Here is a 25201-nt window from a genome sequence, read left to right as displayed (position 1 = left end):
CCCTTCTGACCCAAGTTTCACTTTCTTCATTTCTTTACACAAAAGGAGTGTAGCAAATGATCAAACCAAAACGATTAAAAAAAGGTGATACAGTAGCTGTTATTGCACCTGCTAGTCCGCCTAATCAGCACAATCTAAAAAAAGGACTAGAATATTTGAAGGAAATAGGATTAAACGTAGTAACGGGTGCGCATTTATATAAAAAAAACGGGTACTTGGCAGGGACTGATGAACAGCGAGCAGCCGATATACATGCGATGTTTGCCAATAAGGAAGTAAAGGCAATTATCTGTGCATGCGGAGGGTACGGGACTGCTAGGCTTGCCTCGCAATTAAACTACAATTTAATTAAGCAAAACCCAAAGATTTTTTGGGGATATAGCGATATTACGTTTTTACATACCGCTATTCATCAGCGCACAGGTTTGGTTACCTTTCACGGGCCAATGCTTTCGTCGGATATCGGAAAAGAAAATGTTCATATAGAGACGAAGCAAGCTTTTTATCAATTATTTTCTCACCGTTCTTTTTACTATACGGATCAAATTAGCCCGCTCGACACTATTTGTGAAGGAGAAGCAACTGGTCAGCTGATAGGAGGAAATCTGACTTTGCTCGTGAGCACGCTTGGCACTCCATTTGAACTAGATACGAAAAATAAAATTTTATTTATTGAAGATATTGACGAAGAGCCGTATGAAATTGACCGCATGATGACACAGCTGTATATGGCCAATAAACTGCAGGATGCAGCGGGAATTCTTATCGGAGATTTCCATAACTGCTATCCTAAAAAACGTACAGAGTCGCTTTCACTAGAAGAGGCATTAACAAGTTACCTGACTTCTTTAAAAAAGCCTGTTATGAGAGGGTTTCGCATCGGGCATTGCTCGCCTCAAACAGCTGTGGGAATTGGAAGTTATGCCACGATGTCGACTTATGAACAAATGGTGGAATTTGAATCCGGTATTACATTACCAAAAGATAAAGTCGAACGCTGAAGGTTAAACCTACAGGGAGGAGAAATAAGTGATGGATAAAAAAACGTATTACGTTTGTGTGGCTGTGGCGACTGTGTGGACTTCCTGTGACTCTTGCAGAGAAATAGATGACAATGCAACAAGTGTCCCAGTACAACTAGATAAATGGCTGGAGCAATTAACGTATACACGTCGGTTGGAGCTTTGTGAGAAAAATTTAGTTCAAACGCAGCTGTTACTAGGAGAAGAAGTATATGTAACGGAACTGAAAGGTAAATGGGCAAAAATCGTTATTCCTTCTCAGTTTTCTTCTAAAGATGAAAGAGGATATCCCGGGTGGGTTCCTTTCCACCAACTGATTTCCCAAGCTGAATATTCTCCATTAAATAAACCAACGGCAGTGGTATCAGCAGCGATTGCGACACTGCAGCTAGCGGAAGAAGCCTTGCAAATTAGTTATCAAACGCAGCTGCCTCTTTTAAAAGAAGATAAAGAATGGCTAGAGGTTCAAACACCGGTTGGCACTGGGAGAATAAAACGTCAAGATGCTGTTGTAATAGAGGATAGAAACCGTAAAACAACAAAAGGAACTGGAGATATGATTATTGCAGCAGGAGAACAGTTTTTGAATCTTCCATATTTATGGGGGGGTATGAGTGCTTGGGGATATGATTGTTCCGGGTTTGCCTATGCTACTCATAAAGCAAACGGCTATCTTATTCCAAGAGATGCCACCGATCAAGCAAGGAAAGGCAAAGAAGTAGGATTAGACTCTATTCAACCCGGAGATTTATTGTTTTTCGCTTATGAAAAAGGGAAGGGGTCTATCCACCATGTTGGTATTTGTTATGGCAGAGGAAAAATGCTTCATTCACCTAAAACGGGTAAAACCGTCGAACTGATTGAATTAAAAGGAACGCTTTATGAAGAAGAGCTGTGCGCAGCCCGGCGCTATTATTAGGAGGTGGCAGTTATGACAGCGAAGCATTTGTTAGAAGTAAAGCAGCTGAGCAAATATTTTTCAATTACGAACAAGCAGGTTTTGAAAGCAGTAGACGGCGTGTCTTTTTATATTTCAAAAGGAGAAACCTTTGGACTTGTTGGTGAATCCGGCTGCGGAAAATCCACTGCCGGGCGAACAATCATTGGATTGTATAACCGTACATCAGGAGAAGTGCTTTATAAAGGGAAAAACGTGCATGAGCTATCAGAGAAAGAGAAATTTGCTTTTCATCGTAATATGCAAATGATTTTTCAAGATCCATATGCTTCACTGAATCCTCGTTCTACCGTAAAGGAGATTATCTCAGAACCAATGGAGGTTCACGGACTTTATTCCAATAAAAAAGAAATGCTGAACCGGGTGTATGAGCTGCTAGAAGATGTGGGGCTAAATCGTGATCATGCCAACCGCTATCCTCATGAGTTCAGCGGCGGGCAGCGCCAGCGCATAGGGATTGCGAGAGCTTTAGCGTTAAATCCAGAATGCATTATTGCAGACGAACCTATTTCTGCTTTAGATGTATCTGTACAGGCTCAAGTAGTTAATTTATTAAAAAAACTCCAAAAAGAAAAAGGGTTAACTTATTTATTTATTGCACATGACTTGTCGATGGTAAAGCATATAAGCAGTCGTATTGGAGTTATGTATTTAGGGCATTTAGTAGAATTAACAACAAGTTCGGAGCTATATCAAAAACCGCTTCACCCATACACTCAAGCTCTACTGTCAGCTATTCCTATTCCTGATCCTGACGTTGAGGATAATCGGAAGCGGATTGTTCTTAAAGGAGAATTGCCAAGCCCCATTAACCCTCCCTCTGGCTGCGTGTTTAATACACGCTGTCCTCTTGCAGTAGCAGCCTGTAAGACTCAAAAACCAGAGTGGCAGGAAGTTGAAGAAAATCATTTTGTGGCCTGCCACTTATACAATCAAAAGATAATGAGTACCAACTATATTGAAACAGCTGCGACAAAATGATGGAAAAAGCAAGAGTGAAAATAGAAGATGCAGTTACGAAATGGAAACGGAGTAATAATGGACTTATACGGATTCATATTGAAGGGAAAGAATCCATACAGATTAATTCTTTTATCCAACAACGAGCAGCAAGTACAATCAAGCTGCTGCTTGCAATAGAAGCGTTTCGTCAAATTGATGAGGGCATCTTGGCTTTAACATCTGTCATTCGAAGAATGGAAAAAAACACGGTTGGCGGAGCAGGTGTACTTAGAGCTCTTCCGCGGTTAACACATATTAAAGTGGAAGAGCTGCTTGCCCTTATGATAATGGTTTCTGACAACACAGCTACAAATGAGCTCATTTCTTTAGTAGGATTTGAAAAAATTAACGAATGTGCTAAAAATCTAGGATTAAAGAAAACCGTTTTAAACCGCTATATGATGGACGAAACAGCTGTGAAACAAGGAATTGATAATTATACGTGTGCCTCTGACGTAGTAAAGTGCCTAAAGGAAATATGTGAAGGAAACTTTTTGCGAAAATCTAGTTGCGAAAAAATAATGAGAATGCTAGAAATGCAGCAGTTTCGGCATAAGCTTCCAGCACGTATAGGATCAGCGTTTCAAGCTGCGAATAAGACTGGAGAACTACAGGGAGCGGAACATGATAGTGCTATTCTCATGCGAGGTAACGAAACGTATTATGCCGTTGTTTTGATAGATGGACTAAGTGACAATGAACAGGGAAGGAGATTGATTACTGATATTGGATACCTTCTGTCATCTAACATCTAAAAATCTTTTGACCATTTCAATAAGCGGGGGTAGTTTGGTCTCTTTTTATTTAATGTCTTCCATCAAAGAAAAACTCACATGTACTAATAATAAATGCTTGTCTTCTCAGATTTTGGCGAGACCGTTGTTTGCAGTGCTGGATTTGTGCTAGTAATAGATAAACATGTTCTTTTTCATAAAATTTTATGAAAAAATAATGATAAATCATTCATCCTATACCAACTTATTCATATTTTTTATATAATAGAATAATAGTATATATTTTAAACGAATAGTGAATGTCTATGCCAATTAGCAAGGAGCATGAAATTATTCGATTCATAAATGGTGGTGTATGTATGGCAAACGAACATGTAATGATAGATATTATAAAAGCATTTAAACGCAATTCAACTGAATCCATTGCCATGGATTTAATTAAGGAAGTGCGAGGGACATTTAGTCCTTTACCTAAATATATAGCGGATTTAATTGATGAGCTGAGAAAATTAAATTTAAAAGACGAAGTGATCAGTGTAATCTTGTATCAATCTGTATATGTGGCGGATCATCAATTTAATATTAAAGATACCATTACCAATCGTCAGTTTGTAAAAGATACGATTGAAATGGGCAGAAGATGGGTGCATCAGTACGGCCGAATTGAAACAGTAGAAGAAGCAATTCATATTGCAGAGCAAGTGTCTACAAAAGAGGACTTGCCTCATCATTTGCAAACAGCAACAATTGACGAAAAAATTACGCTTGAGGTGCAGCTTGATCATCAAACATATGAAATGTTAAAAAATATAGCGGTTTATTATGATCATCATTCCTATGAACAGTCAATGACTGTAGCAATTAATCGTTTATATACGCAGCTGCGCGATGCACAATCAAAAAATAGTTAAATGTCAAATCTCACATGTTCCGTGCACCATGTGAGATTTTTTAAGATGTGAAAGAGGCGCAGATGAAAATGTCTTGCTCCATCATCCATCAAAAGGAGGGAGAACATAGATGAGGGTATATTTATCTCCTCTTCAAGAAAAAGATGCTTCTAAAGTTTTTGCATATTGGTCGGATGAAGAGGTTACGAGATATATGAATATTGAGCCCTTTACGACGCTTTATCAAGCGGAAAGCATGATTGCACTTCTTCAAAGTTTGACGAAAGAAGGAAAAGCAATACGCTATGCTATTCGATTAAAGACTTCCGATGAGATCATTGGAACCTGCGGTCTAAACCGTATTGATTATGGTAAAAAGCAAGCAGAGATTGGGTATGATTTAGGCAGACCTTTTTGGAAAAAAGGCCTCATGACAGAAGCGCTCTGCCTTTTGCTAGAAAAAGCTTTTGAAGAGTTTCATATACGGGAGATTGAAGCAAAGGTCGATCCTAATAATAAAGATTCAATTACGCTTTTAAAAAAATTCTCGTTTCAATTAAAAGAGGCGTATAAGTCAGATGATTGTACGTGTTTATACACCGTCAATAAAGAAAAAGTGAGCGCGATATTGTCAGGACGCTCAAAAAGTAAGAAGTAAATCCAACAGAAGTTCTTTTGAAATAGTAAATATTTTTAGGCCTTAACCGATAACAAAGAAAAGAACGAATTGAAGGAAGGTCATGAATGAATCATCATACACATTTACTAGAAGGGACGTACAATGAGTTACTCGTTACACTTTCTTTCCTTATCGCTATTACTGCGGCGTACGCTTCTTTTGGGTTAGCTAATCGTGTGAAAATTTCCCGGGCAAAATTTATTCAGTTTTGGTTAATCAGCGGGGCATTTACATTGGGAGTAGGCATTTGGTCCATGCATTTTATTGCCATGCTTGCTTTTCACTTGCCCGTAGATGTTTCATACAATTTATGGTTTGTTCTTCTCTCAATCTTGGGAGCGATAACAGGATGTTATATAGGCCTTTACCTCATTCACAAACAAAAGAAAAGCATGAAGGCACTCACCATTGCGGGGAGCTTTATGGGAGCTGGAATTGTTTTTATGCATTATTCCGGCATGATGGCAATGGAGCCCATTATGATTTCATATGATCCATTTGTCGTTTTTCTCTCTATTCTTATTGCTGTTGCTGCTTCTAATACAGCTTTGTGGCTTGGTTTTTACTCAAAGCTAAATGAAGGGAAGCTTACCGTTTTTGCTAAGCTTATTTGTTCTACTATTATGGGCATTGCTATTGCTGGTATGCACTATACGGGTATGCAGGCAGCTTCTTTTTCAGGAATGCCAATGCCTGAACAATCAAACGGTTTTGCTTTAAATCCACTATATTTATCCGCCGTTATTATTTTTTTTGTTGTCTGCCTATTTACGGCTGTGTTTTTAACCATTTTTATGGATCGACGCGTACAAAAACAAGAAGTTTTAAAATGGGCTTTTTTTGAATCTGCCCTGGATGCTATTTTGGTGATTGATGAAAAAAGACATGTTTTATCGCTCAATTATGCAGCAGAAACGCTTTTCTCTCTTAAAGCATCAGATGTAATCGGGAGTGATGTTGTTAAGCTGCTGCCCTTCTATAAATTTTCTTCTCTACAAGACGGACGGACTGAGCACTCCCTTTTGATAAGTAATAGAGAAGTTACGGTTGAGATAACGGTGATGGCGGTAGCGATTGAAGAGACGGTTGAGTATATGCTGTATATACGCAATATGACGCAAGAGCGTGAAGCGGAAAAAACGTTGATTGAAGCAAAAAATCGTTATGAAAACTTGTTTTACTCCTCTCCATTGGCAATTATGGTCCATCGAGAAGAAGAGGTCGTGTCCGTGAATGATGCTATGATTCAGCTTTTAGGAGTAACCGAAGACCAGCTCGTTGGGAAATCGTTATATGATTTCTTTTCATCTGAACAAGTTCCTGATATTAAAAAAGGATTGAAGGCAGTAAGAGATAGAAAAGATGAGCCAAGACCTCCATTAGCTCAGTTGAAAATGTTTAATGCGTTAGGTAAGGAACTCTTTTTAGAAGTGAAATCTACGCTCATTCAAATTAATGGAGAGACGCTTTTTCAGACAGTAACTAGAGATGTAACGGAGCAGAAAAAAGCTCAAGAATCGCTTCAATATATGGCTTTTCACGATATGCTAACAGATTTACCAAATCGAAGTATGTTTTCAAACATTGTAGAGAAATCCATTGATTCAGCAGCTGCTTCAAGAAAAAAGCTTCATTTCTGATTCTTAGACCTCGATCGTTTCAAACAGGTAAATGACACGCTTGGTCATCATGCTGGAGATCAGCTTATGCTTCAGGTGGTCGATCGAATGAAGAGTTGCCTAAGAAACCAAGATGTTCTTTCGCGTTTTGGAGGAGATGAGTTTTTAGTTTTACTGCATGATAGGACGGATGAAGAAGTAAGAAAAATCTGTCAATCATTAAATGACTGCTTATCCACTCCTTTTGTAGTGCTGTCGAGAGATGTTTATTTAGGGGTAAGCATTGGAGTTAGTTTATTTCCTAAAGATGGAAGTTCGCTTGAAGTGCTAGTTCGCCATGCTGATTTAGCGATGTACGAAGTCAAAAAACAAGGGCGTAATCATTATCTGTTTTATCAAAAAGAAATGCAGGTTCATACTACGCGAAGAATGAGAATTGAAGATGGTTTACGCAAGGCTTTTGAGCTGGGTGAAATGGAGCTTCACTATCAGCCCAAAGTCAATATTCAAAGTGGCCATATTGCTGGAGTGGAGGCTTTGATCCGGTGGACTCACGCCGAGATGGGCGTTATTTCTCCCGCAGAATTTATTCCAATTGCTGAAGAAACAGGCGTTATTGTTACATTGACGAAATGGGTATTAAAAAAAGCGTGCCATCAAAATAAGTATTGGCAGCTGAAAGGACTTCCTCCCTTAAAAATGAGTGTGAACATATCAAGCGTGGATTTTGGTACAACGGATTTTGTTGATTATGTGTTAGATGTCTTGCGTGAAGTAGAGTTAGAACCACGATATTTGGAACTTGAAATTACGGAAAGTGTAACGATGAAGCATGTTGAGCAAACAATCGAAAAGCTACAAATTTTAAAAGATGCAGGAGTATTTATTTCGATTGATGATTTTGGTTCAGGATATTCCTCATTCAGCTATATTCAGAAGCTGCCTATTCATACGCTGAAAATTGACCGGTCTTTTATTAAAGATTTAGATCCTAATACAACGGAAGTATCGATTGTCAGAGCCATTATTACACTAGCCAAAAGTTTGCAGCTATCCGTCGTAGCAGAAGGTGTAGAAGAAGTTGAACAAGTAGAACTTCTTCATAAAGAAAAATGTGATGAAGTGCAGGGATACTATTTCTCCAAACCGATTTCAGCGCAGGAATTTTATGAGAAATTTCATAAAATTGAAGAAAAAATGGAATTTGTTCATTAATGTAAAAAGCCGTTCTTATTTAAAAGAACGGCTTTTTACATGTAAGGTCAGAGCTAACAGTTTATACAATACATAGATTCCAAGGTATGCACCGGTTAATAAAAAAGCTGAATTTAAAAAGATTGCATGAATGCTCGTCATAAAAACAGTATGATTTTTTAAGATACGATAGATAGAAGCAGCGGCTATATTTCCAAATACTAGCGCTGAAAGAAGGGCTAGCGTATTAAAAACTAGTTCTGCTCCTTTCCACTTTAGTGAGAAAAAAAGCATGATAATAGGAACAATAATACTTGCAGAAACCAAAAGGAAAATCAATGGACCATCTCCAATACGTTATCTTATTACAGTTACATAGGATAATGTTTTTACTTATTTTTAGATAGTCTTCCCTTTTTATAGTCTGTTAAGCTTTTTTCTTCCATTTTTTACTTATATAAAAAAGTAAAATAATGGATAAAACTACTAAGATGATTTTTCCTTGCATAGATCCTTGTGAAATATGATAAATCGAATAAACTTCAATAAAAAGCGCTGGAATTTTTCCAAGTGCGCTAGCAGAAATGAATACCGCAAAGGAGCCTTTTCCTACAGCACTGAAGAATGTAATGAGGCCTGATGGAACAAAGGGAAGTAATCGCAAAGAAAGAATGAATATAAAACTCTCTTTCCCTTGTACGCGCAGCAGCTTTAGCCACTTGGAGTGAGAAGGTGTTTTGGTATGAACAAGTGTACGGAAACCTTTTCGGTACAGCCAAAAAGAGAGAGCTACACCTAAAACTTCTCCAATAAAAGAAAGTAAAAATCCATTCCAAAAACCAAATAATTTTACGTTTACGAACGTAAGGGGCCCGCTTGGAAATACGCCCGTAATGCTAATAAGGATGTTCAAGAGAACACTAATAAGCTCTGCTGCTTCTAAATGTTCAAGCAGAAATGTTTGAAGATAGTCAGTCATGGTTATACTCCCGTTTATGTTTTATATGTAGGGCTAATTTAAGCTCATTTTCTACTATTATATAATTTTTGGCATGAAATAAGCAGTCAGCAGTTTATAAAAAACGAAACAGGGTAACTACTTACTAATGAAAGACGATTTACTGATTTGAAGGGATGGACAACTCATGTTGAAATTTTTGCTTGTTATTGTGGTTGTATTATTAATTATTATGATTTTTAAACGCATTATCCGAAAATAAAAATGCTAACTAAGCAGCTCGTGAGACCTTTCTCACGAGCTCTTTTGCGGAGCTATTCGGCAGCTCAACAATACACTTTTTACTGTGATGAATATCACTGCAGCTAGAGAAATGAAGGGGTAAGATAGAAATGGGAGGGAGGTATATGGAGCTAATATTCTATCTCAGCACTTATTTATCAGGGGGAGCTATCGCATTATGGCTAATTAATGCAGCGTTTAATGGATTATTAAAATAACAGAGGGAGAGAAAATGAACGATTCTAAAGGTATATTTAACAATAAAGAAAGAAAGCTTGCTCGCTATTTGGAGACGTACACAACCGAGCAAATTTTAAACGAAGCAGGCATGTCTTCGTCTGCTGCGTTATATGAGTTGAAAAAAATAAGATTACCGCGGGCAGTTGCTAATACGATTGTTTATTACGTACTGGCAACCAATAATCAAAAGCTGGTTATGTACAAACTGCTCATGTTAGCGGGCGTTTGTAAAAAGCTTGGCATTCAAGATGCACAGGCTGCCCTCACTTTTATCAAAAAATATTACGTTTGTCATCAGCATTTACACTAAAAAGCACATCTGTCTGAGGGGGAAAAGAGATGAATATTGTCCCGTTTAAGCAGCGTTCATCTGCGGAAATTTATCAAGATAAAGAACAGCCGTTTCAATGTTTCATTGAGGGAGATCGATTTCAGTTAGATTTGTATATGACGTATTTATTTCATCGCTGCCATTCTAGCAGGTATAGATATAGCCGTGCTAACAGAAAGGGTAGGATGTAATGATAAGATACCGGTGGTAAGCGGCTTCATTTTCCTAATGGAATAATGAAGCCGTTTGTTGTGTTAGAAAGAATGATTTACTATGATGTAGTTAATGATAAAAGAAAAAAGGAAGGGAAGGAACGTAATGGATTTACATAATTGGGAATATTGGATTTCAAAGCTTGAGCTGCAGCCTCATCCAGAAGGAGGGTTTTATAAACAAACCTATCGTTCTAATGATGAAATTTCTGATAAAGAAGTGTCATCTCAGTTTGATGACAAACGATTTCTATATACGAGTATTTACTTTTTATTAAGGTCTCACGATGTATCGCATTTCCACCGGCTGCAATCAGATGAATTATGGTACTATCATGGGGGAAGTTCTTTAACCATTCATATTATCTACCGCGACGGAACCTATCAAGAAGTAAAACTAGGTACAAACTTAGAAAATGGAGAAGTTCCTCAATTTTTAGTTCCAAGAGATACCATTTTCGGTTCCTCTGTCGCAAATGAGAATACGTTTTCCCTGGTAGGATGTATGGTCGCACCAGGCTTTGATTTCCGTGACTTTGAATTATTCGCAAAACAGCAGCTGCTTGATGAATTCCCCGAGCATGTCGTGATCATCGACAAATTAGGGTACGATAAATTGCCAAATGATTAAAAAGCATGCATCTCGGTTTGATGCATGCTTTTTTCATTTGAACCATCCTTTTTCCTTAAAGCGAGTAATGGCTTCAATGCGGTTCTTTACTTCGAGTTTGTCCAGAATGGTAGAAATATAGTTGCGCACTGTTCCGGTCTTAATAGATAGTTCGTCAGCAATTTCCTTTGTGTTTTTTCCATCAGCTACTAGAGCTAATACTTCTTTCTCTCTAGCAGTAAGAGGACTGGTAGATTCACTATATAAGTCATCCACTAATTCTGGAGCATAGAGGCGTCTGCCTGCCATCACGCTTCGAATTGAATTTGCGAGTTCTTCACTCGGACTATCTTTTAGCAAGTAGCCACTTACGCCTGCTTTCAAAGCTCTTTGAAAATAGCCAGAGCGAGCGAACGTTGTTAAAATGATGACTTTACAGTTTAAATCTTTTAGTTCCTCTGCAGCTTCAAGCCCAGTTTTAAGTGGCATCTCGATGTCCATTACGCATATGTCTGGCTGGTGCTGCTTAGCAAGTGATACCGCTTGTTCCCCATTTGAAGCTTTTCCGACAACTTCCATGTCATCTTCTAAATTTAACAAAGAGCCTAAAGCTCCTAACATCATTTGCTGATCTTCGGCAATGACAATTCGAATCATAATTGTTCCTCCTTAATATGTTTGACGATGTTTGGAACTGTAATATGAATAATCGTCCCCCCTTGACTGGAGATATCAAGATGGCCGTTTACAAACTCCAACCGCTCTTTCATTCCTAAAAGTCCGTTTCCTTCCCAGCAGTTTTTTTTCGTATTAATACCCACTCCATTGTCTTCTACCGTTATGCCTACTTCTTTTGCAGACTGATGTAAAGTAATCGTGCAAACGGTGGCTTGACTATGTTTGACCACATTGGTTACGGCTTCTTTTAAGCACATGCTCAGAATATTTTCAATTAGCAAAGACACATTCTCTAATGAAACATCCTTTTCTCCTACAAACGTAATTTCGGCAGCTTCTAAAAGCTCTTGAACGCGTTTTAGTTCTTCGCTAAGGCGAATTCCACGCATTTGAGAAACCATTTTTCTCACTTCATTAAGAGCCGTGCGCGCTGTTTGCTGGACATCTTTTAATTCAGATTTTGCTTTTTCAGGATCTTTTGCAATAAGTTTTCTTGCTAAATCACTTTTTAGACCAATAAGAGACAGCTTTTGTCCTAGCGTATCGTGCAGGTCGCGAGCTATACGCTGGCGCTCTTCCTGTTTTACAAGCTCAGAAATACGTTTATTTGCATCTTCCAGCTGTTCTTCCAGCCGGTCTCGCTTCTTCCGGTTATAAATGCTAAATGGCAGTACAATTACACTAATGGAAATTACAAAAATGAAAGGCAGCTGTTTTAAAAAGATCTCTTCTTGCATAACAACGTTAAAGTTTACCGAAATAACGGTGCTGATCAAATGAACAGCATACAAAGTGAAGAAAGCGAGCCGTTTTTGGATATTTCCAATAAAATAAGCGATAAAAAAAGCGAAGTAAAAGGCAAAGTAAATATAATTAAAAATCGTTGTTAGGGCTAAGGAAATGACGATTAATAAAGCCGTCCATACGTAAACGGACTTGTCTGTTGAAACAAATGCAAAACGATAGAAAATAAAAAATAAGATGGTTAGTAAAGAGCCAAGAATAATGTGATTCATGGATGAAGACTGTAAGATAAAATAAAATGGTAAAATGGCAAATACCGTCCATATGTAAGGAGATAGCCCAGTGATTTTTTGGAAAAACGTATATTTTTTCATAAAGAACCTCATTTGTTTGTTAAAATACACTATTAGTTTACCACAAAGTAAAATGAAATAAGTTTAGGCGAATAGATAAAACAGTCAAGCTTTTGAAAGCTTGACTGTTTTATTAAAGTTCTGCTTTTGTTTGAGAAGAAATTCTGCTTGCTTTTGGTGCAGCTGAGCGTTTTTTTATTTCTTTAAAGCTCACAAACATTTTGTTTTCTTCATCCCATAAACGGAATCGAAGAGAGCGAAGGCTTGTTGCGAGTGTAATGGTTGGTACATTTTGAAGAGGCTGTGTGTGTTGATGAACAGCTTCAAGCTTATAGTTGGGCACTCTTGGGCTTAAATGATGTACGTGGTGAAACCCGATATTGCCTGTTAGCCATTGCAAAAGTTTTGGAAGCTTGTAAAATGAACTTCCTTCAACGGCTGCTTTTACATAATCCCAGTGCTCATCTTCTTCAAAATAAGAATCTTCAAACTGATGCTGTACATAAAACAGCCAAATTCCAATTGAACCTGAAATGAAGAAAATCGGTCCTTGAATTAATACAAACGCCTGCCAACCTACCAACCAGCAGGTCGCTGCTGCTAATGCAACAATCAATACATTTGTAAGATACGTGTTCATTCTCTCTTTTTTCTTCGCATTTTTTCGATTGAATCGGTTTGTAATCAAAAATACATATATAGGTCCCACGCCGAACATAACGAACGGGTTGCGATAGATACGGTAAGCGATTTTTTTCCAAATAGACGCTTCTTTATATTCCGTTACGGTTAACACCCAAATGTCACCCGTACCTCTTTTATCTAAGTTGCTGCTTGTTGCATGGTGAATGGCATGGCTATGTCCCCATTGACTGTAAGGAAACATCGTTAACACACCGGTAATTGTTCCGAGAATTTTATTGTGTTGTCTACTCTTAAAGAAAGAGTAGTGACAACAGTCATGAAAAATAATGAATATTCTTACTAAAAACCCTGCTGCGATAACAGTTAGCGGAAATGCTAACAAATAAGAAATTGAAAGGCTCTCATAAGCGAGAAACCATAGTGTGAAAAAAGGTAAAAAAGTATTAATCAATTGTCTTATGCTGTCTTTCATTACTGCTTTTTCAAAGGGTGCAACTTGTTTTCGTAAATTCTTTTGTTTTTGTATAGTCATATGAAATTCCTTTCATCACCGTATATTATCCTCAGTATAAAGGGATTTTTCTGACTATTTAAGACATACGTGTCATATAGAAACTATGACACTTGTCATATATACATAGGGGGAAGCTGTAAAAAATGAAAAAAAGAGGTATTTAACAGTTTGCGGTTCTGATAAAATTATACAGTGAAGGCTTATTGTGACGGAGCATTTAAGAAAAAGGAGTTTGAAATGAATAAAAGAAATAGATGGGTATATCTGCTTCTAGCTATTGTGATCATGGGAGCAGGCCTCTTATCAAGAAAACTTACTGCGCATCTTCCTCACATCATAAATATATATGCGGGAGATTCGTTATGGGCCTTAATGATTTTTGTCAGTGCGGGTTTTTTGTTTCCTACATGGAAGACAAAAATGATTGGTATGTTTGCTATAGTGTTTTGTTACTTCATTGAATTTACACAGCTGTATCACGCTCCGTGGATTGATGACATAAGAAAGACTGCGCTAGGAGGGCTCATTTTGGGGTATGGCTTCTTATGGAGCGATATACTAGCCTATTCGATTGGAGTCGCGGTAGGAATGAGCTGGGAGTATTATAGATATCGATTTAAAAGACCCGCCTAGCAAATACGTTTCAATGGATCTTAGAACTCAGCTGAGGATGGAATAAGCCGTAGGGTTATGAAGCAGGATGTATATACATAAAAATAAACTTATGCATAAAATTTTTTATTTAAAACCTATTATCTATTCGTTGAACGAGAGGAAGAGAGGGGATTATTTGAATTTAATAGCCTGGATGATTATTGCATGTGAAATCGCTTTTTGGATAGTCATCATTTTAGGATTAGCAACAAGGTATATGTTTAAAAAACAAAAGCTCAGTTTTTTTATTTTAGCTTTAACACCTGTTGTTGATTTTTTTCTTCTGATTGTGACGAGCATAGACCTTTACGGAGGTGCTACAGCGACTTATGCTCACGCTATTGCAGCCGTGTATATTGGAATTTCGATTGCTTTTGGAAAAAGTATGATTCAATGGGCAGACGAACGCTTTCAATATTATGTGATGAAAAGCGGAGAAAAACCTCGTAGGCGCTATGGAATAGAATATGCAAAGCATTATTTTAAATCATGGATACAGCATCTTGTTGCTTACGCTATTGGGGCAGCTCTTTTAGCGGCGATGATGTATATAGTACCAAATGGAAAAACTAATGTGCTGCAAAATGTAGTGGAAGTTTGGACAGTTATTGTAGGAATTGATTTCTTATTATCTCTTTCTAATTTCGTTTGGCCTAAAAAAGAAAAAGAGTCTGGTTATACTAACTCATAAAAAGGCATCGATGCTTGAAAAGCCAGTGAAAAAACCTCCCTGTAAGGAGGTTTTTTGTTTTACCATCCAGGGTATAGGTATATGAATGATGCTTGTCTGAGGTAGTTCAGTTTAGTTGCTTAAGCGGCTAAACTGCTTTTTGTGCAAATATATGTACATTTTATGTAGCATGCATGATAAGAATTCTGTGTATTCCATATACTACCTCATATGAAAGGTAGGCAAGTGATACAATACAGTTTGTTTTTAGGAGAGCTTTTATGAAAAAACGCCGGTTGGACTTTATTTTTTTATTTATTATTTTACTTTCAATTTATGCTTTCTTTTTTACCTCTATTGATATTCATTGGAAGTATGCCTTAGTTGGATTATATGGTGTCATCATTTTCATTTGTATGTATTCACTTATGCTTGAAAATCGAACGCCTGAAAGTACGTTGGTTTGGATGTATGTCCTCTTTTTCTTCCCTGTTGCAGGCTTTTTCTTTTATTTGTATTCAGGACAGCTCTATTTAAAGGGGCATATGTTCAAAAAAAAGCGTATGCATAACCGAGAGATGCTTAGAAAGATGGCAGATAAAGAAACGACGCCTGATCTATCAACGCTTCAATCTCATCAGCGTTACTTTGCTCAGTATCTTCAATGTGTATCTTTGACAAAGATGAATGTTCATACAAAAACCTACGTCCTTAAGAATGGGCAAGAAACGTTTAACGAAATCAAAAAGCATTTGCAGTCAGCCAAACATTTTATTCATATGGAATACTACATGTTTCACTCAGATTCGTTAGGAAAAGAAATCATTGATATTTTAATTAAAAAAGCAAGCGAAGGTGTAGAAGTGCGCTTTACGTTTGATACAATGGGAAGCTTTACATTATCGGGTTCAGATATTAAGCGAATGAAGAAAGCGAATGTTAAAGTGCATCCTTTCTTACCTATTAAGTATGGATTTTTTAATCAAAAATTTAACTTTCGAAACCACCGTAAAATAGTTGTAATTGATGGGGAAGTAGGTTTTGTAGGAGGACTAAATGTAGGAGATGAGTACTTAGGGAAAAATAAAAAAATCGGTTTTTGGCGAGATACCCACCTGATGTTAAGAGGTGAATCTGTTCAAACGCTGCACTCAATTTTTATGTTTGACTGGGAATACGTTTCTGGAGAATGCTTAATTCATAATGAAGCGTATACAAAACCTCATCGTGTTGAAGGAGAAGGGTTCGTTCAGGTAGTGGCGACAGGGCCAGATACGCAGGAAAATATGAGCGACTATTATTATACAATGATTACAAGCGCGACGAAGTCAATTTGGATTTCTACCCCCTATTTTGTTCCAAACGAAGCTATAAGAACTGCTCTTCGTATTGCGGCTAGAAAAGGTGTAGAAGTACGAATTATGGTGCCGGAAATTAATGATGGCTTTCTGACTCAATATGGAACAAGATCATATTTTGCCGAACTTCTTCGATGTGGAATTGAAGTATATTCGTATAGAAAAGGATTTTTGCATCAAAAAATTGTGATTATCGACGGAGATATGGCTTCGGTCGGTACCGCAAATATGGATATGAGAAGTTTTCATCTAAACTTTGAAGTGAATGCATTTTTAATTGAGGGAGAGACGATTCAAACGCTCATTAAAAATTACGAAGAAGATATGGAAGACAGTCATTTGATCAAACCAGTAGCATTTTACAAGCGAAGCTTAGTAGAACGTTCGAAAGAGTCATTTGCTCGCTTATTTTCAGGTGTTTTATAAAATAAAGTTTGTTTTCAAAAAGCAGGAGGAAACGTATGGGTGAATCTCCATTTGTTAAAAAAGATACGTTTGGTCGAAAGTTACATCGCTTAAAAGAACGCACTAAGCCGTTTGTCGTGCGTTTTTCACGGTTTGGTCATGTAGCTCAAGGTGTGGTCTATTTTGTCATCGGTATATTAGCGATCCAGACAGCTTTCGGATTAAAAGGCGATTTAGTTACTTCTCAAGGGGCCCTACACACAATTGCAAAGCAGCCGTTTGGATTTTTAATTTTAATCGTTTTGGCAGTAGGTTTAAGTGGATATGCGTTTTGGCAAATCATTTCTGCTATTTTTGACCCTCACCACGTTGGGCATGGTGTAAAAGGCGCTTTTACTCGTTTAGGCTATTTAGTTGTAGCCACGTTTTATATTAGTCTTTGTGTGAGTTCGGTAAAAATTTTGCTTCATGCTCACGTTCATACGTCAGGTAAGCATTATCAAACGGTATCAGCCAAGCTGTTATCTTATCCCTTTGGGCAAACCATCATTGCGCTTACAGGTATCGGCGTTATTATCTTTGGGATTGGACAAGTATATTGGGCTCTTTCAGGACGCTTCCTAAAAAAACTAAAGAAAAACGAAATGTCAAAAGAAGAGTGGCGATGGAGCGGGCATATTGGAAAAGCGGGTATTATTGCTCGAAGTATCGTCTTTGGGATTATTGGCTTCTTTCTTATTCGCACGGCTCTTCAAGCGGATCCAGACGAAACGAAAGGGTTAGATGGAGCCCTTGCTGAAGTAGCGCAGCGTCCTTTTGGGTCTGTACTGCTGGCTATCGTATCAATCGGGCTTATGGCATACGGAGTATATATGTTTGCAGAATCAAGGTATAAACGAATTGATCCTTAATAAAATTTAAAAGATGAAAAAGCTACTTTTTAGCCTTCTGCTCATATCATATAGCAGATAGATAGTGAACAGGAGGAGAGGCAGATGCCATCGGTAGTAGGAGCCGTAAATATCTCGAATGTATTGGTTTCATCTTCAGTGGAGTTTGGTGATTGTCTGGCTATTAAGCCAAAGAGTACAGCTTTTACAACAGTCGGTTCTGGTAGCGGGAACACAGGAAACTTTATGAATATTACAAGCAGTGCCAGTACCGCCAATACAATTGATATGGATATTAACGATCAAAATGTAGTGGGAAATGCATAAGAAACGAAAGCTTATCGTCATCGGACGGTAAGCTTTTTTATTTGAGTTTGACGTATACCCAAACGTTTCTTTACCACAATGTACCTCTAGGATTCTATCTTATAGGAGTAGTAAACTAGACAGGTGATGTCAAAAAGTGGGGAGGCGAGATTATCAAATGAAGAAAATATGTATGAGCCTACTTATTCTCTGTCTTTTCAGTGGAGGATTTGCCCCAATAAGTAAAGGAGACGCTGCTTCTTCAGTAGGCACTGTCAAAGGTGATAATGTAAATGTGTATCGTTCTCCATCTTTGCATTCTTCGGTTGTTCAGACAGTGAAAAAAGGAGAAGAATTTCCTGCTATTTCATCTGAAGCGGGAGATGCAGCTCAAGTTATCACCCATAAAGTAGTGCCAGGAAATACACTATGGCTACTAGCTAAACAATATGGTGTAACAGTCAGCGAGCTAATAAAGCAAAATCAGCTAAAAACGACGGAGCTAACTCCGGGGCAAACGCTGAAAATACCACCAAAAGGCTTGTTACATAAAGTAGTATCAGGAGATACGCTTTGGAAAATCTCTGTAAAGTACGGTGTAAAAGCGACTGAATTAACAAAGTTAAATCAGCTATCATCAACAAATATTAAGCCTGGACAAATGCTTATTATTCCTGATTACTATGTACAAGTACAGCTTTTGGAAGGGAAAAAGGGCTGGATCAAAAAATCTGATTTAGCACAAAAGAAGCATCAGCCAGTAGTTATGGGCTGGAGCTTTAATGAAAAAACAGCAGGCTATGCAGAATCGATGAAACAAAAGAACTTAGACGTTGTTTCACCACGCTGGTTTACGCTAACGCGGAGTGACAAAGTTGTTTCATCTTCTATAAATCCATCGTATGTTCAAACGGCTCACAAAAACGGCAAAAAAGTCTGGCCGCTCATCGGTAACAATTTCGATGATGTGCTGACAAGTGACGTCCTAGGCAATAAAGCAAAGCGGCAAAAGCTTGTATCGTCAGTCGAAAGTTCGCTTGTGAAAACAAACAGTGACGGTATTAACGTTGACTTTGAAAATATTAATATCAAAAACAAACAAGATTTTGTTTTATTTATTAAAGAATTAAAAGCAGCGTTAAAGCCTCATGGTATGACCGTTTCAGTAGACGTAACACGAGAGAATAATGATCCGTTTTGGTCAGGAAGCTTTGATCGAAAACAGATTGGTCAAGTGGCAGATTACGTCATTATGATGGGTTATGAAGAACACTGGGGAGGAAGTCAGGTTCCAGGGTCTGTGGCTTCGCTGCCTTGGGTGAAAGAAGGAACAGAACTTCTTATGAAAGATGTACCTGCACACAAAATCCTGCTGGGAGTTCCTTTTTATACGCGAGAATGGAAAACGGATCTATCTACCAAAAAAGTTGTCACAAAAGACTTAACGATGAAAGAAGCCGAAGCAATTATCTCTTCTAAAAAGTTAACTAAAAAATGGGACAGCCAAGCCTCTCAGTACTATGTAGAATACACCGAAAATGGTACGAAGCATCAAATATGGCTCGAAGACAAAGCATCTATGCAGCGCCGGGTTAAATTAATTAATGACTATCATTTAGGCGGGGCGGCAGCTTGGTATATTGGTTCAGAAACATCAGATATATGGGAGTTATATAACTTCTAAATAAAAAACACACCTTATGCTTAATGTAGCTAGGTGTGTTTTTTATTTTCATCATATTGAAGCGCATACATCTATTTACAAACAAGATAAATTTTACAATATTTGTTTTTCTTGAGTTAATTTATAACTATATTCCAAAATGAGCCTATTTAACCTTTTTTTAGTTGAAAACGCTTAATGACTTTACGATAAAGATAATTTATAGTAAATTCAGTTTCTATACAATAAATTCACCAAATGAATAATTAAGTGATTTAATTATTAACTAATTGAAAGGAATGGATGTTATGGGAAATGTATTAGTAATAGGCTTTCCAGGTGAAGGACATGTGAACCCTTCTTTAGGAATTGTAAAAGAATTAATGGCTCAAGGGGAGAAGGTCGTCTATTACGGCATTGAAGACTATGCTGAAAAAATCCGAAAAGCAGGAGCGGAATTTCGTGAATACGAAGATTTTCGTCCAAGTCTTGATATGAGCAACCGTATGACCAAAGAAGAGTCTTATGACCGCTATGAAATAATGAATTTGTTTTTAAATGAATCTGAAAATATTATTACTAAAATTATGAGTGAAACGAAACATGAAACATATGATTATGTACTTTATGATTATCACCTTTTAGCAGGTTCCGCTGTGGCCGACCTTCTTCAGCTTCCAAAGGTTTCTCTATGTACGACGTTTGCGTTAAATAAGGAGTTAGCAACTTGTATGATGCCAAGTGGTCAAACAGAACCTGACCAATCTTCCTTTTATCCTCAATTCGAAAAATCATTAAATAAGTTCAACAGCCAATATAATACGGAGTTAAAAGACTCCATGGACATTATGTCAAATCCAGGGGATATTACGTTAATATTTACGTCAGAATTCTTTCAGCCGCACGTATCTGAATTTACGAGTGAGTACAAGTTTATTGGTCCTTCAATTGTTAAAAGATTAGATATTGAAGATCCTTCTTACTTACAAAATGAAAATGAAAAAATTATTTTTGTTTCTATGGGAACTATTTTTAATCAGCAGCTAGAAATCTATAACTTATGTATAGAAGCATTAAAAGATTTTGAGGGTAAAGTTATTTTATCTATTGGTAAAAATACAAAACCTGAAGAATTAGCACACATTCCAGAAAACTTCGTTGTAAAACAATACGTACCGCAGCTAGAAATTTTAAAACGTGCGGATTTATTTATTACTCACGGCGGAATGAACAGCAGCAGTGAAGGATTATACTACGATACACCGCTTGTCATTATTCCAATGGCAGTGGATCAATTTATGGTGGGCGATCGCGTGCAGGAGTTAGGAGCAGGCGTGAAATTAGATAAAAATAATGTATCTGCTGAGCTCATCAAAAATACAGTTAACGACGTTTTAACTACTCACACATATAAACAGCATGCACAACAAATCGGAGAATCACTTCGCTCAGCGGGAGGATACAAGCAAGGTGTGAAAGAAATTTTCAAGATGGTGCCTGTTAAAGCGTAATAGATGTAAGACAGCTAGATAACTAACAGAGAGGAGTAAATCATATGCAGACTATAAAAAAAGCAGTTATACCAGCAGCAGGGTTAGGTACTCGTTTTTTACCCGTTACAAAATCTATCCCAAAAGAAATGCTTCCAATTGTAAATAAGCCCGTCATTCAATTTATTGTGGAAGAAGCCTTAAAATCAGGCATCGAAGATATTTTAATTGTTACAGGAAACGGAAAACAAGCGATTGAAAATCATTTTGACCATAATATTCAATTAGAACACTTGCTTCATCAAAAAGGAAAGACCGAACTATTAGAGGAAATGGAGCATATCTCTGAACTAGCGAATATTCATTACGTTCGTCAAAAAGAAATGAGGGGCCTTGGCCATGCGATTGGCTGTGCTCGACAATTTATTGGAAACGAACCGTTTGCAGTTTTACTTGGAGATGACTTAACAGACCCAGATCAGCCTTGTTTAAAACAGCTGATTGACCAGTATACCCAAACGGGATCGTCGGTTATCGGCGTGCAGCGCGTAGAGGAAGAAGCCGTTCATCGTTACGGGATTATAGATCCAAAAGCAAATAAAAACCGATTATACGAAGTGAATGGTTTTGTAGAAAAACCATCAGTCGAAGAAGCTCCGTCTAATTTAGGAATTATTGGACGCTATGTATTTACACCTGACATTTTTGATTATCTTGAAACGCAGGAAGCTGGAAAAGGTGGGGAGATTCAGCTAACGGATGCTATTCAGCGTATGAATATAGACCGTTCTATTTATGCTTACGAATTCGAAGGCGAACGTTATGATGCAGGGGAAAAATTAGATTTTATTTTTACGACCCTTGCTTTTGCGTTAAAAGATGAAGAATTAAAAGCACCTCTTTTAACTAAATTCAAAGAGCTGATTAACAAGGAAGAACAAAAAGAAAAAATTGCTGTACAAATTGGAAAATAACCTTCATTTACACACCTTTCTTCTACTGTTTCTTGAAGAAAGGTGCGTTTTTTTGCGAAAATGGAACGTTTGACAGCTGGATAGAAAGGGTTGAAATGAGTTTATGTCGAAAGCAGAAAATTCGTTTGTATCAGGCATAAAGATTGTATTTACAGACCGGGATTTTCGAACGATTTTTATTTCATTATTTATTATTGGGTTGTCTGTTGGCGGCTTTATGCCTTATTTAACGGTTTGGGCAACAAATACATTGCACGCCACTTCGTTTCAAGCAGGATTTTTATTTGTCCCAATGAGCATTCTTGGTTTAATCGTCTCGTTTTATTTGGCTTCTTTATCAGACAAATGGGGAAAACGAAAGCCATTTATTATTTGGGCATTACTGATTGGAACCATTTCAAGAGTTCCCTTAGCGTTTACGCATTCTTATACAATAGCACTCATTTTACTTGCTATAGGAGGGTTTAATGCGTTTTCTTTTTTCTTTGCTCTGCTGAATGATTTTATTATTAAAAAGGAAGAAAGTAAATTGCAGGCAGGTACGATTACCGGTACTGTGCGAATGGCATTTTCACAAGGCTATATTTTTGGACCGATGCTCGGAGCTTTAATCATTGACCACGGAGGGTATACTCTTTTATTTTTACTATCAGGGTTGTTATCGCTGGCAACTTTAGTGTGGGTTCTTTTTGCGCTTAAAGAAGACAGTATGCCTCAACCTTCAGCACATGCATCTTCAAAAGCGCCAGCTGGTATACCTTCTGTATTAATAGCTGTATTCGTAGCAGCTCTTTTCATTTTTGCGGGTGATTCCGGACGTTCTATGTATTTGCCGCTGTATATAACGGATACGTTAAAGCAATCCGTTTCGATTGTAGGAATTCTTTTTACCGTTACGTCTGTTTTTGAACTAATATTTATGCCGTTAGGAGGCTATTTTTCTGATAAAATCGGAGTCAAACGCTTCTTTGTTATCGGCATAGCTTGCCAAGTGCTTTATTTTGTTTTAACAAGCCTTCATTTACCGCTGAGTGGATTGATTGCGCTTCAAGTATTTTATGCTTTCATTCTATCCGCTACAATGGGAGTTGGCATGGTGTATGCTCAGTCACTGGCCCCGCGTCAAATTGGACTAGCCACGACGGCATATATGACAGCTATACAAACTTCAGCAGTTGTCAGCAGCTTAGCTATGGGGTCACTAGTTAGCGTGATTCCGTTGCCTTCTACTTTTTACATTTTAGCTGTTTTTGCGGTTGTTTCAGGTGTAATGTTTCTATTGATGAAGCAAAAATCAGCTGAGGAAGTGAGCTGAAAAGTTAAGAAGAGGTTGAGATATTACCAAATTAATCTAATCTAAAGACAAACAAATAGTATGCATGAGCTGCACTGCTTGTGACACCGCAGTTGATTTCCGTGCAAGTCTTCGCTTTCCGCGGGTGGCCGATGAGCCTCCTTGCGGGGTCTCATCTGTTCCACTTTCCCCGCAGGAGTCTTCACCTTGCCCTCCAATCAACTGCTAGAAGGACCTAAAGAAATGACACATACGTTCACCATAACAAAAAACGAACCATTCATTAATGGTTCGTTTTTTTTACTTTCTCTAAAATACTTTTGCCTCAGCCTCTTTTTTATGAGGCTGTTTCTTGAATTTGTTCGCGGGGCTTTTTATTTAAAATTTTGCGGTAGCGGTAATTAACAAAAGCCGCCGCCGCCATACCTACTACTGAAAGCATCGCATCAAAGATAAAGATAATTGAAATATGTCCCGTTTTAGACATGAGCCCTGTTGCTAAAGGCAATAAAATTGCAGCTAATCCAGCAGCGGTCGCTACAATTCCTGTAACCGTTCCTTTTTTGTTCCAGAAAAGCTCGGTCATAACGGTAATCGCTAATTGAAAGACCCCAGCCGTAGAAAATCCCATGAAAAAAGCAGCTGCAATTGCAATAGCAGGTACTTTAACAAATAGAAGCGTAAGTACAGCGATAAGGGTAATCATCGGGTAAACGAGAATAACCGTTACAGGACGAAGCACTTTGCTTAATAATACGGCTAATACTAAAACAGAGATTAAAGCTCCGATGCTGTAGTAGCTTAAAAGGCGAACCGAGCTGCTTTCAGCCATACCTAATACTTGTTGACCATAAGTAGGAAGCCAAATTTGAGCCACTGTAAACAGAGCTGTAGAAGTAAATCCAATCACAATAAGAGCGATTCCTTCTTGTTTCATGTTAGGAGGAGAGATAAATTTATTCTCTTCTGTACTTTGCTGTTGAACTGTATTCTGTTCGCGTTTATGATTGGGAAAAGGCAGTTTGAACATAAATATCATATTTAGTAAATAAATAAGAGCGGGAAGGAAAAAAGCATACCCATAAAACAAATCACGATCCGCAAAAAAGGCAATCATAAACGGCAGAAGCGCTGCTCCAGCTGATATAAATGCTTTTACAAGAACACTGGCTGAACCTGAAGATTTAGGAAAAACTTCAATCAAAGCAGGGTATGTTCCAGCGTCCATAGCAGAGTTTGCAATACCAGCAATAATGGCAAAGATAAAGGCTGTTTGATAATTTGGCGATAATGGAATGCCAATTAAGAAAATAGCCATCGTCAGAGACGAAACAATAATCAAAGGTTTTCGTCCGACTTTATCAGACAAGATGCCTGATAGAGAATATGAAAGCAATTTTCCAATTCCGATAGCAGAAATGATATAGCTGATTCCAGCACCGTCGGTATTTAATTGTTTTGTCAAAAATGACATATTTGATGCAAGCATGATATTGACCATGCCAAGTAGAAAATAGTTAATATACATACCTGAAGCTGACAGCATGTACTTATCTTTCATCGTTTACACATCCTTACGTAAAAAAGCTTATATGAAATGGATAAAAGTAATCACCCAGCCCTCCTTTTTTCATCGTTATTTATAAACCTACTTCCATGATAAGTTTATGAAGACATTACCTTTACCTTTTATCATTGGATTTATTCAGTTCTTTTTAGTATGCGACTAAATGCGTGCATCTAGTGCTTCAAATCAATATGAAATCTATTCTAACATGTTTTTAGCGCTTTAAACCAAAAAAGTGATATTTTATAAAAAAATCCTATCTTCT

Annotated in this window: 27 protein-coding genes and 1 pseudogene; 21 read left to right on the top strand and 7 right to left on the bottom strand. The window is 37.6% G+C overall.

Annotation, left to right across the window (positions count from 1 at the left end):
* Positions 1-56: 56 nt before the first annotated feature.
* From WKH56_RS27620 to WKH56_RS27580, 9 genes and pseudogenes are all read left to right on the top strand, one after another.
* On the top strand, positions 57-1001 hold the full coding sequence (locus WKH56_RS27620; protein WP_310884285.1) for a S66 peptidase family protein: 945 nt from the start codon (positions 57-59) through the stop codon (positions 999-1001).
* 31 nt (positions 1002-1032) lie between these two features.
* The gene (locus WKH56_RS27615; protein ID WP_028414019.1) at positions 1033-1941 is read left to right on the top strand and encodes a C40 family peptidase; all 909 of its coding nucleotides are present in this window, start codon (positions 1033-1035) and stop codon (positions 1939-1941) included.
* Between the two features lie 12 nt (positions 1942-1953).
* Entirely contained in the window at positions 1954-2961 is a 1008-nt protein-coding gene (locus WKH56_RS27610; RefSeq protein WP_034266569.1) for an ABC transporter ATP-binding protein, read from the top strand.
* A complete protein-coding gene (locus WKH56_RS27605; protein ID WP_230683537.1) occupies positions 2961-3737 on the top strand; it encodes a serine hydrolase in 777 nt (258 codons plus the stop codon). The genes WKH56_RS27610 and WKH56_RS27605 overlap by 1 nt, the downstream gene beginning before the upstream one ends.
* Positions 3738-4075: 338 nt before the next feature.
* Positions 4076-4627 (top strand): hypothetical protein, encoded by a 552-nt coding sequence (locus tag WKH56_RS27600; RefSeq protein WP_013056190.1) that lies wholly within the window; start codon positions 4076-4078, stop codon positions 4625-4627.
* A 109-nt stretch (positions 4628-4736) separates the two neighbouring features.
* Positions 4737-5264: a GNAT family N-acetyltransferase gene (locus WKH56_RS27595; protein ID WP_028414016.1), complete on the top strand. Its 528-nt coding sequence runs from the start codon at positions 4737-4739 to the stop codon at positions 5262-5264.
* An 86-nt stretch (positions 5265-5350) separates the two neighbouring features.
* A complete protein-coding gene (locus WKH56_RS27590) occupies positions 5351-6925 on the top strand; it encodes an MHYT domain-containing protein (protein WP_342837061.1) in 1575 nt (524 codons plus the stop codon).
* A gap of 12 nt (positions 6926-6937) precedes the next feature.
* Positions 6938-7279, top strand: a pseudogene (locus WKH56_RS27585) (diguanylate cyclase domain-containing protein); the annotation flags it as partial.
* On the top strand, positions 7256-8119 hold the full coding sequence (locus tag WKH56_RS27580; RefSeq protein ID WP_342837092.1) for a putative bifunctional diguanylate cyclase/phosphodiesterase: 864 nt from the start codon (positions 7256-7258) through the stop codon (positions 8117-8119). The pseudogene WKH56_RS27585 and the gene WKH56_RS27580, both read left to right, overlap by 24 nt.
* 15 nt (positions 8120-8134) lie before the next feature.
* Here WKH56_RS27580 and WKH56_RS27575 read toward each other — a convergent pair whose 3' ends face one another.
* Positions 8135-8437, bottom strand: coding sequence for a hypothetical protein (locus WKH56_RS27575; protein ID WP_063246888.1), 303 nt, complete (start codon positions 8435-8437; stop codon positions 8135-8137).
* Between the two features lie 88 nt (positions 8438-8525).
* The gene (locus WKH56_RS27570) at positions 8526-9077 is read right to left on the bottom strand and encodes a TVP38/TMEM64 family protein (RefSeq protein ID WP_310884287.1); all 552 of its coding nucleotides are present in this window, start codon (positions 9075-9077) and stop codon (positions 8526-8528) included.
* A gap of 493 nt (positions 9078-9570) precedes the next feature.
* Here WKH56_RS27570 and WKH56_RS27565 point away from each other — a divergent pair, with 493 nt between their 5' ends.
* From WKH56_RS27565 to WKH56_RS27555, 3 genes are all read left to right on the top strand, one after another.
* Positions 9571-9888, top strand: a complete 318-nt coding sequence (locus tag WKH56_RS27565; protein ID WP_028414006.1) for a hypothetical protein — start codon at positions 9571-9573, stop codon at positions 9886-9888.
* A gap of 29 nt (positions 9889-9917) precedes the next feature.
* On the top strand, positions 9918-10100 hold the full coding sequence (locus WKH56_RS27560) for a hypothetical protein (protein WP_047751346.1): 183 nt from the start codon (positions 9918-9920) through the stop codon (positions 10098-10100).
* Positions 10101-10227: 127 nt separating this feature from the next.
* Complete coding sequence (locus tag WKH56_RS27555) at positions 10228-10752, top strand: cupin domain-containing protein (protein ID WP_310884288.1); 525 nt, start codon at positions 10228-10230, stop codon at positions 10750-10752.
* Positions 10753-10785: 33 nt separating this feature from the next.
* Here WKH56_RS27555 and WKH56_RS27550 read toward each other — a convergent pair whose 3' ends face one another.
* From WKH56_RS27550 to desA, 3 genes are all read right to left on the bottom strand, one after another.
* A complete protein-coding gene (locus WKH56_RS27550; RefSeq protein WP_013056197.1) occupies positions 10786-11388 on the bottom strand; it encodes a response regulator transcription factor in 603 nt (200 codons plus the stop codon).
* Positions 11385-12527, bottom strand: coding sequence for a sensor histidine kinase (locus tag WKH56_RS27545; protein WP_063246891.1), 1143 nt, complete (start codon positions 12525-12527; stop codon positions 11385-11387). Before WKH56_RS27545 ends, WKH56_RS27550 begins: the two co-directional genes overlap by 4 nt.
* A 112-nt stretch (positions 12528-12639) precedes the next feature.
* Positions 12640-13683: a Delta(5) desaturase DesA gene (gene desA / locus WKH56_RS27540; protein ID WP_310884289.1), complete on the bottom strand. Its 1044-nt coding sequence runs from the start codon at positions 13681-13683 to the stop codon at positions 12640-12642.
* A 219-nt stretch (positions 13684-13902) separates the two neighbouring features.
* Between desA and WKH56_RS27535 the strand changes: the two genes are divergently transcribed.
* The 9 genes from WKH56_RS27535 to WKH56_RS27495 all read left to right on the top strand — a co-directional run bounded on the left by WKH56_RS27535 (position 13903) and on the right by WKH56_RS27495 (position 23390).
* Positions 13903-14298, top strand: coding sequence for a ribosomal maturation YjgA family protein (locus WKH56_RS27535; protein WP_063246893.1), 396 nt, complete (start codon positions 13903-13905; stop codon positions 14296-14298).
* A 157-nt stretch (positions 14299-14455) separates the two neighbouring features.
* Complete coding sequence (locus WKH56_RS27530; protein ID WP_063246894.1) at positions 14456-15010, top strand: hypothetical protein; 555 nt, start codon at positions 14456-14458, stop codon at positions 15008-15010.
* Positions 15011-15270: 260 nt separating this feature from the next.
* Entirely contained in the window at positions 15271-16773 is a 1503-nt protein-coding gene (gene cls / locus WKH56_RS27525; protein WP_033578467.1) for a cardiolipin synthase, read from the top strand.
* Positions 16774-16808: 35 nt separating this feature from the next.
* A complete protein-coding gene (locus tag WKH56_RS27520) occupies positions 16809-17663 on the top strand; it encodes a DUF1206 domain-containing protein (protein ID WP_048018518.1) in 855 nt (284 codons plus the stop codon).
* An 84-nt stretch (positions 17664-17747) separates the two neighbouring features.
* A complete protein-coding gene (locus WKH56_RS27515; protein ID WP_028413997.1) occupies positions 17748-17969 on the top strand; it encodes a spore germination protein in 222 nt (73 codons plus the stop codon).
* Positions 17970-18126: 157 nt separating this feature from the next.
* Complete coding sequence (locus tag WKH56_RS27510) at positions 18127-19632, top strand: LysM peptidoglycan-binding domain-containing protein (RefSeq protein ID WP_230683538.1); 1506 nt, start codon at positions 18127-18129, stop codon at positions 19630-19632.
* 287 nt (positions 19633-19919) lie between these two features.
* Positions 19920-21122: a macrolide family glycosyltransferase gene (locus tag WKH56_RS27505; RefSeq protein ID WP_310884290.1), complete on the top strand. Its 1203-nt coding sequence runs from the start codon at positions 19920-19922 to the stop codon at positions 21120-21122.
* 44 nt (positions 21123-21166) lie between these two features.
* Positions 21167-22075 (top strand): UTP--glucose-1-phosphate uridylyltransferase GalU, encoded by a 909-nt coding sequence (gene galU, locus WKH56_RS27500; RefSeq protein WP_063246895.1) that lies wholly within the window; start codon positions 21167-21169, stop codon positions 22073-22075.
* 103 nt (positions 22076-22178) lie between these two features.
* Positions 22179-23390, top strand: coding sequence for an MFS transporter (locus tag WKH56_RS27495; protein WP_310884291.1), 1212 nt, complete (start codon positions 22179-22181; stop codon positions 23388-23390).
* A gap of 36 nt (positions 23391-23426) precedes the next feature.
* Here WKH56_RS27495 and WKH56_RS27490 read toward each other — a convergent pair whose 3' ends face one another.
* Both WKH56_RS27490 and WKH56_RS27485 read right to left on the bottom strand, forming a co-directional pair.
* Positions 23427-23591, bottom strand: coding sequence for a hypothetical protein (locus WKH56_RS27490; protein WP_168760487.1), 165 nt, complete (start codon positions 23589-23591; stop codon positions 23427-23429).
* A 115-nt stretch (positions 23592-23706) separates the two neighbouring features.
* Positions 23707-24930 carry an MFS transporter gene (locus WKH56_RS27485; RefSeq protein ID WP_310884292.1) on the bottom strand — a complete coding sequence of 408 codons (1224 nt, stop codon included), beginning with the start codon at positions 24928-24930 and terminating at the stop codon, positions 23707-23709.
* Positions 24931-25201 lie beyond the last annotated feature (271 nt).

Source organism: Priestia sp. SB1, assembly GCF_038898415.1.
This window is presented reverse-complemented; position numbering and strand designations above follow the sequence as displayed.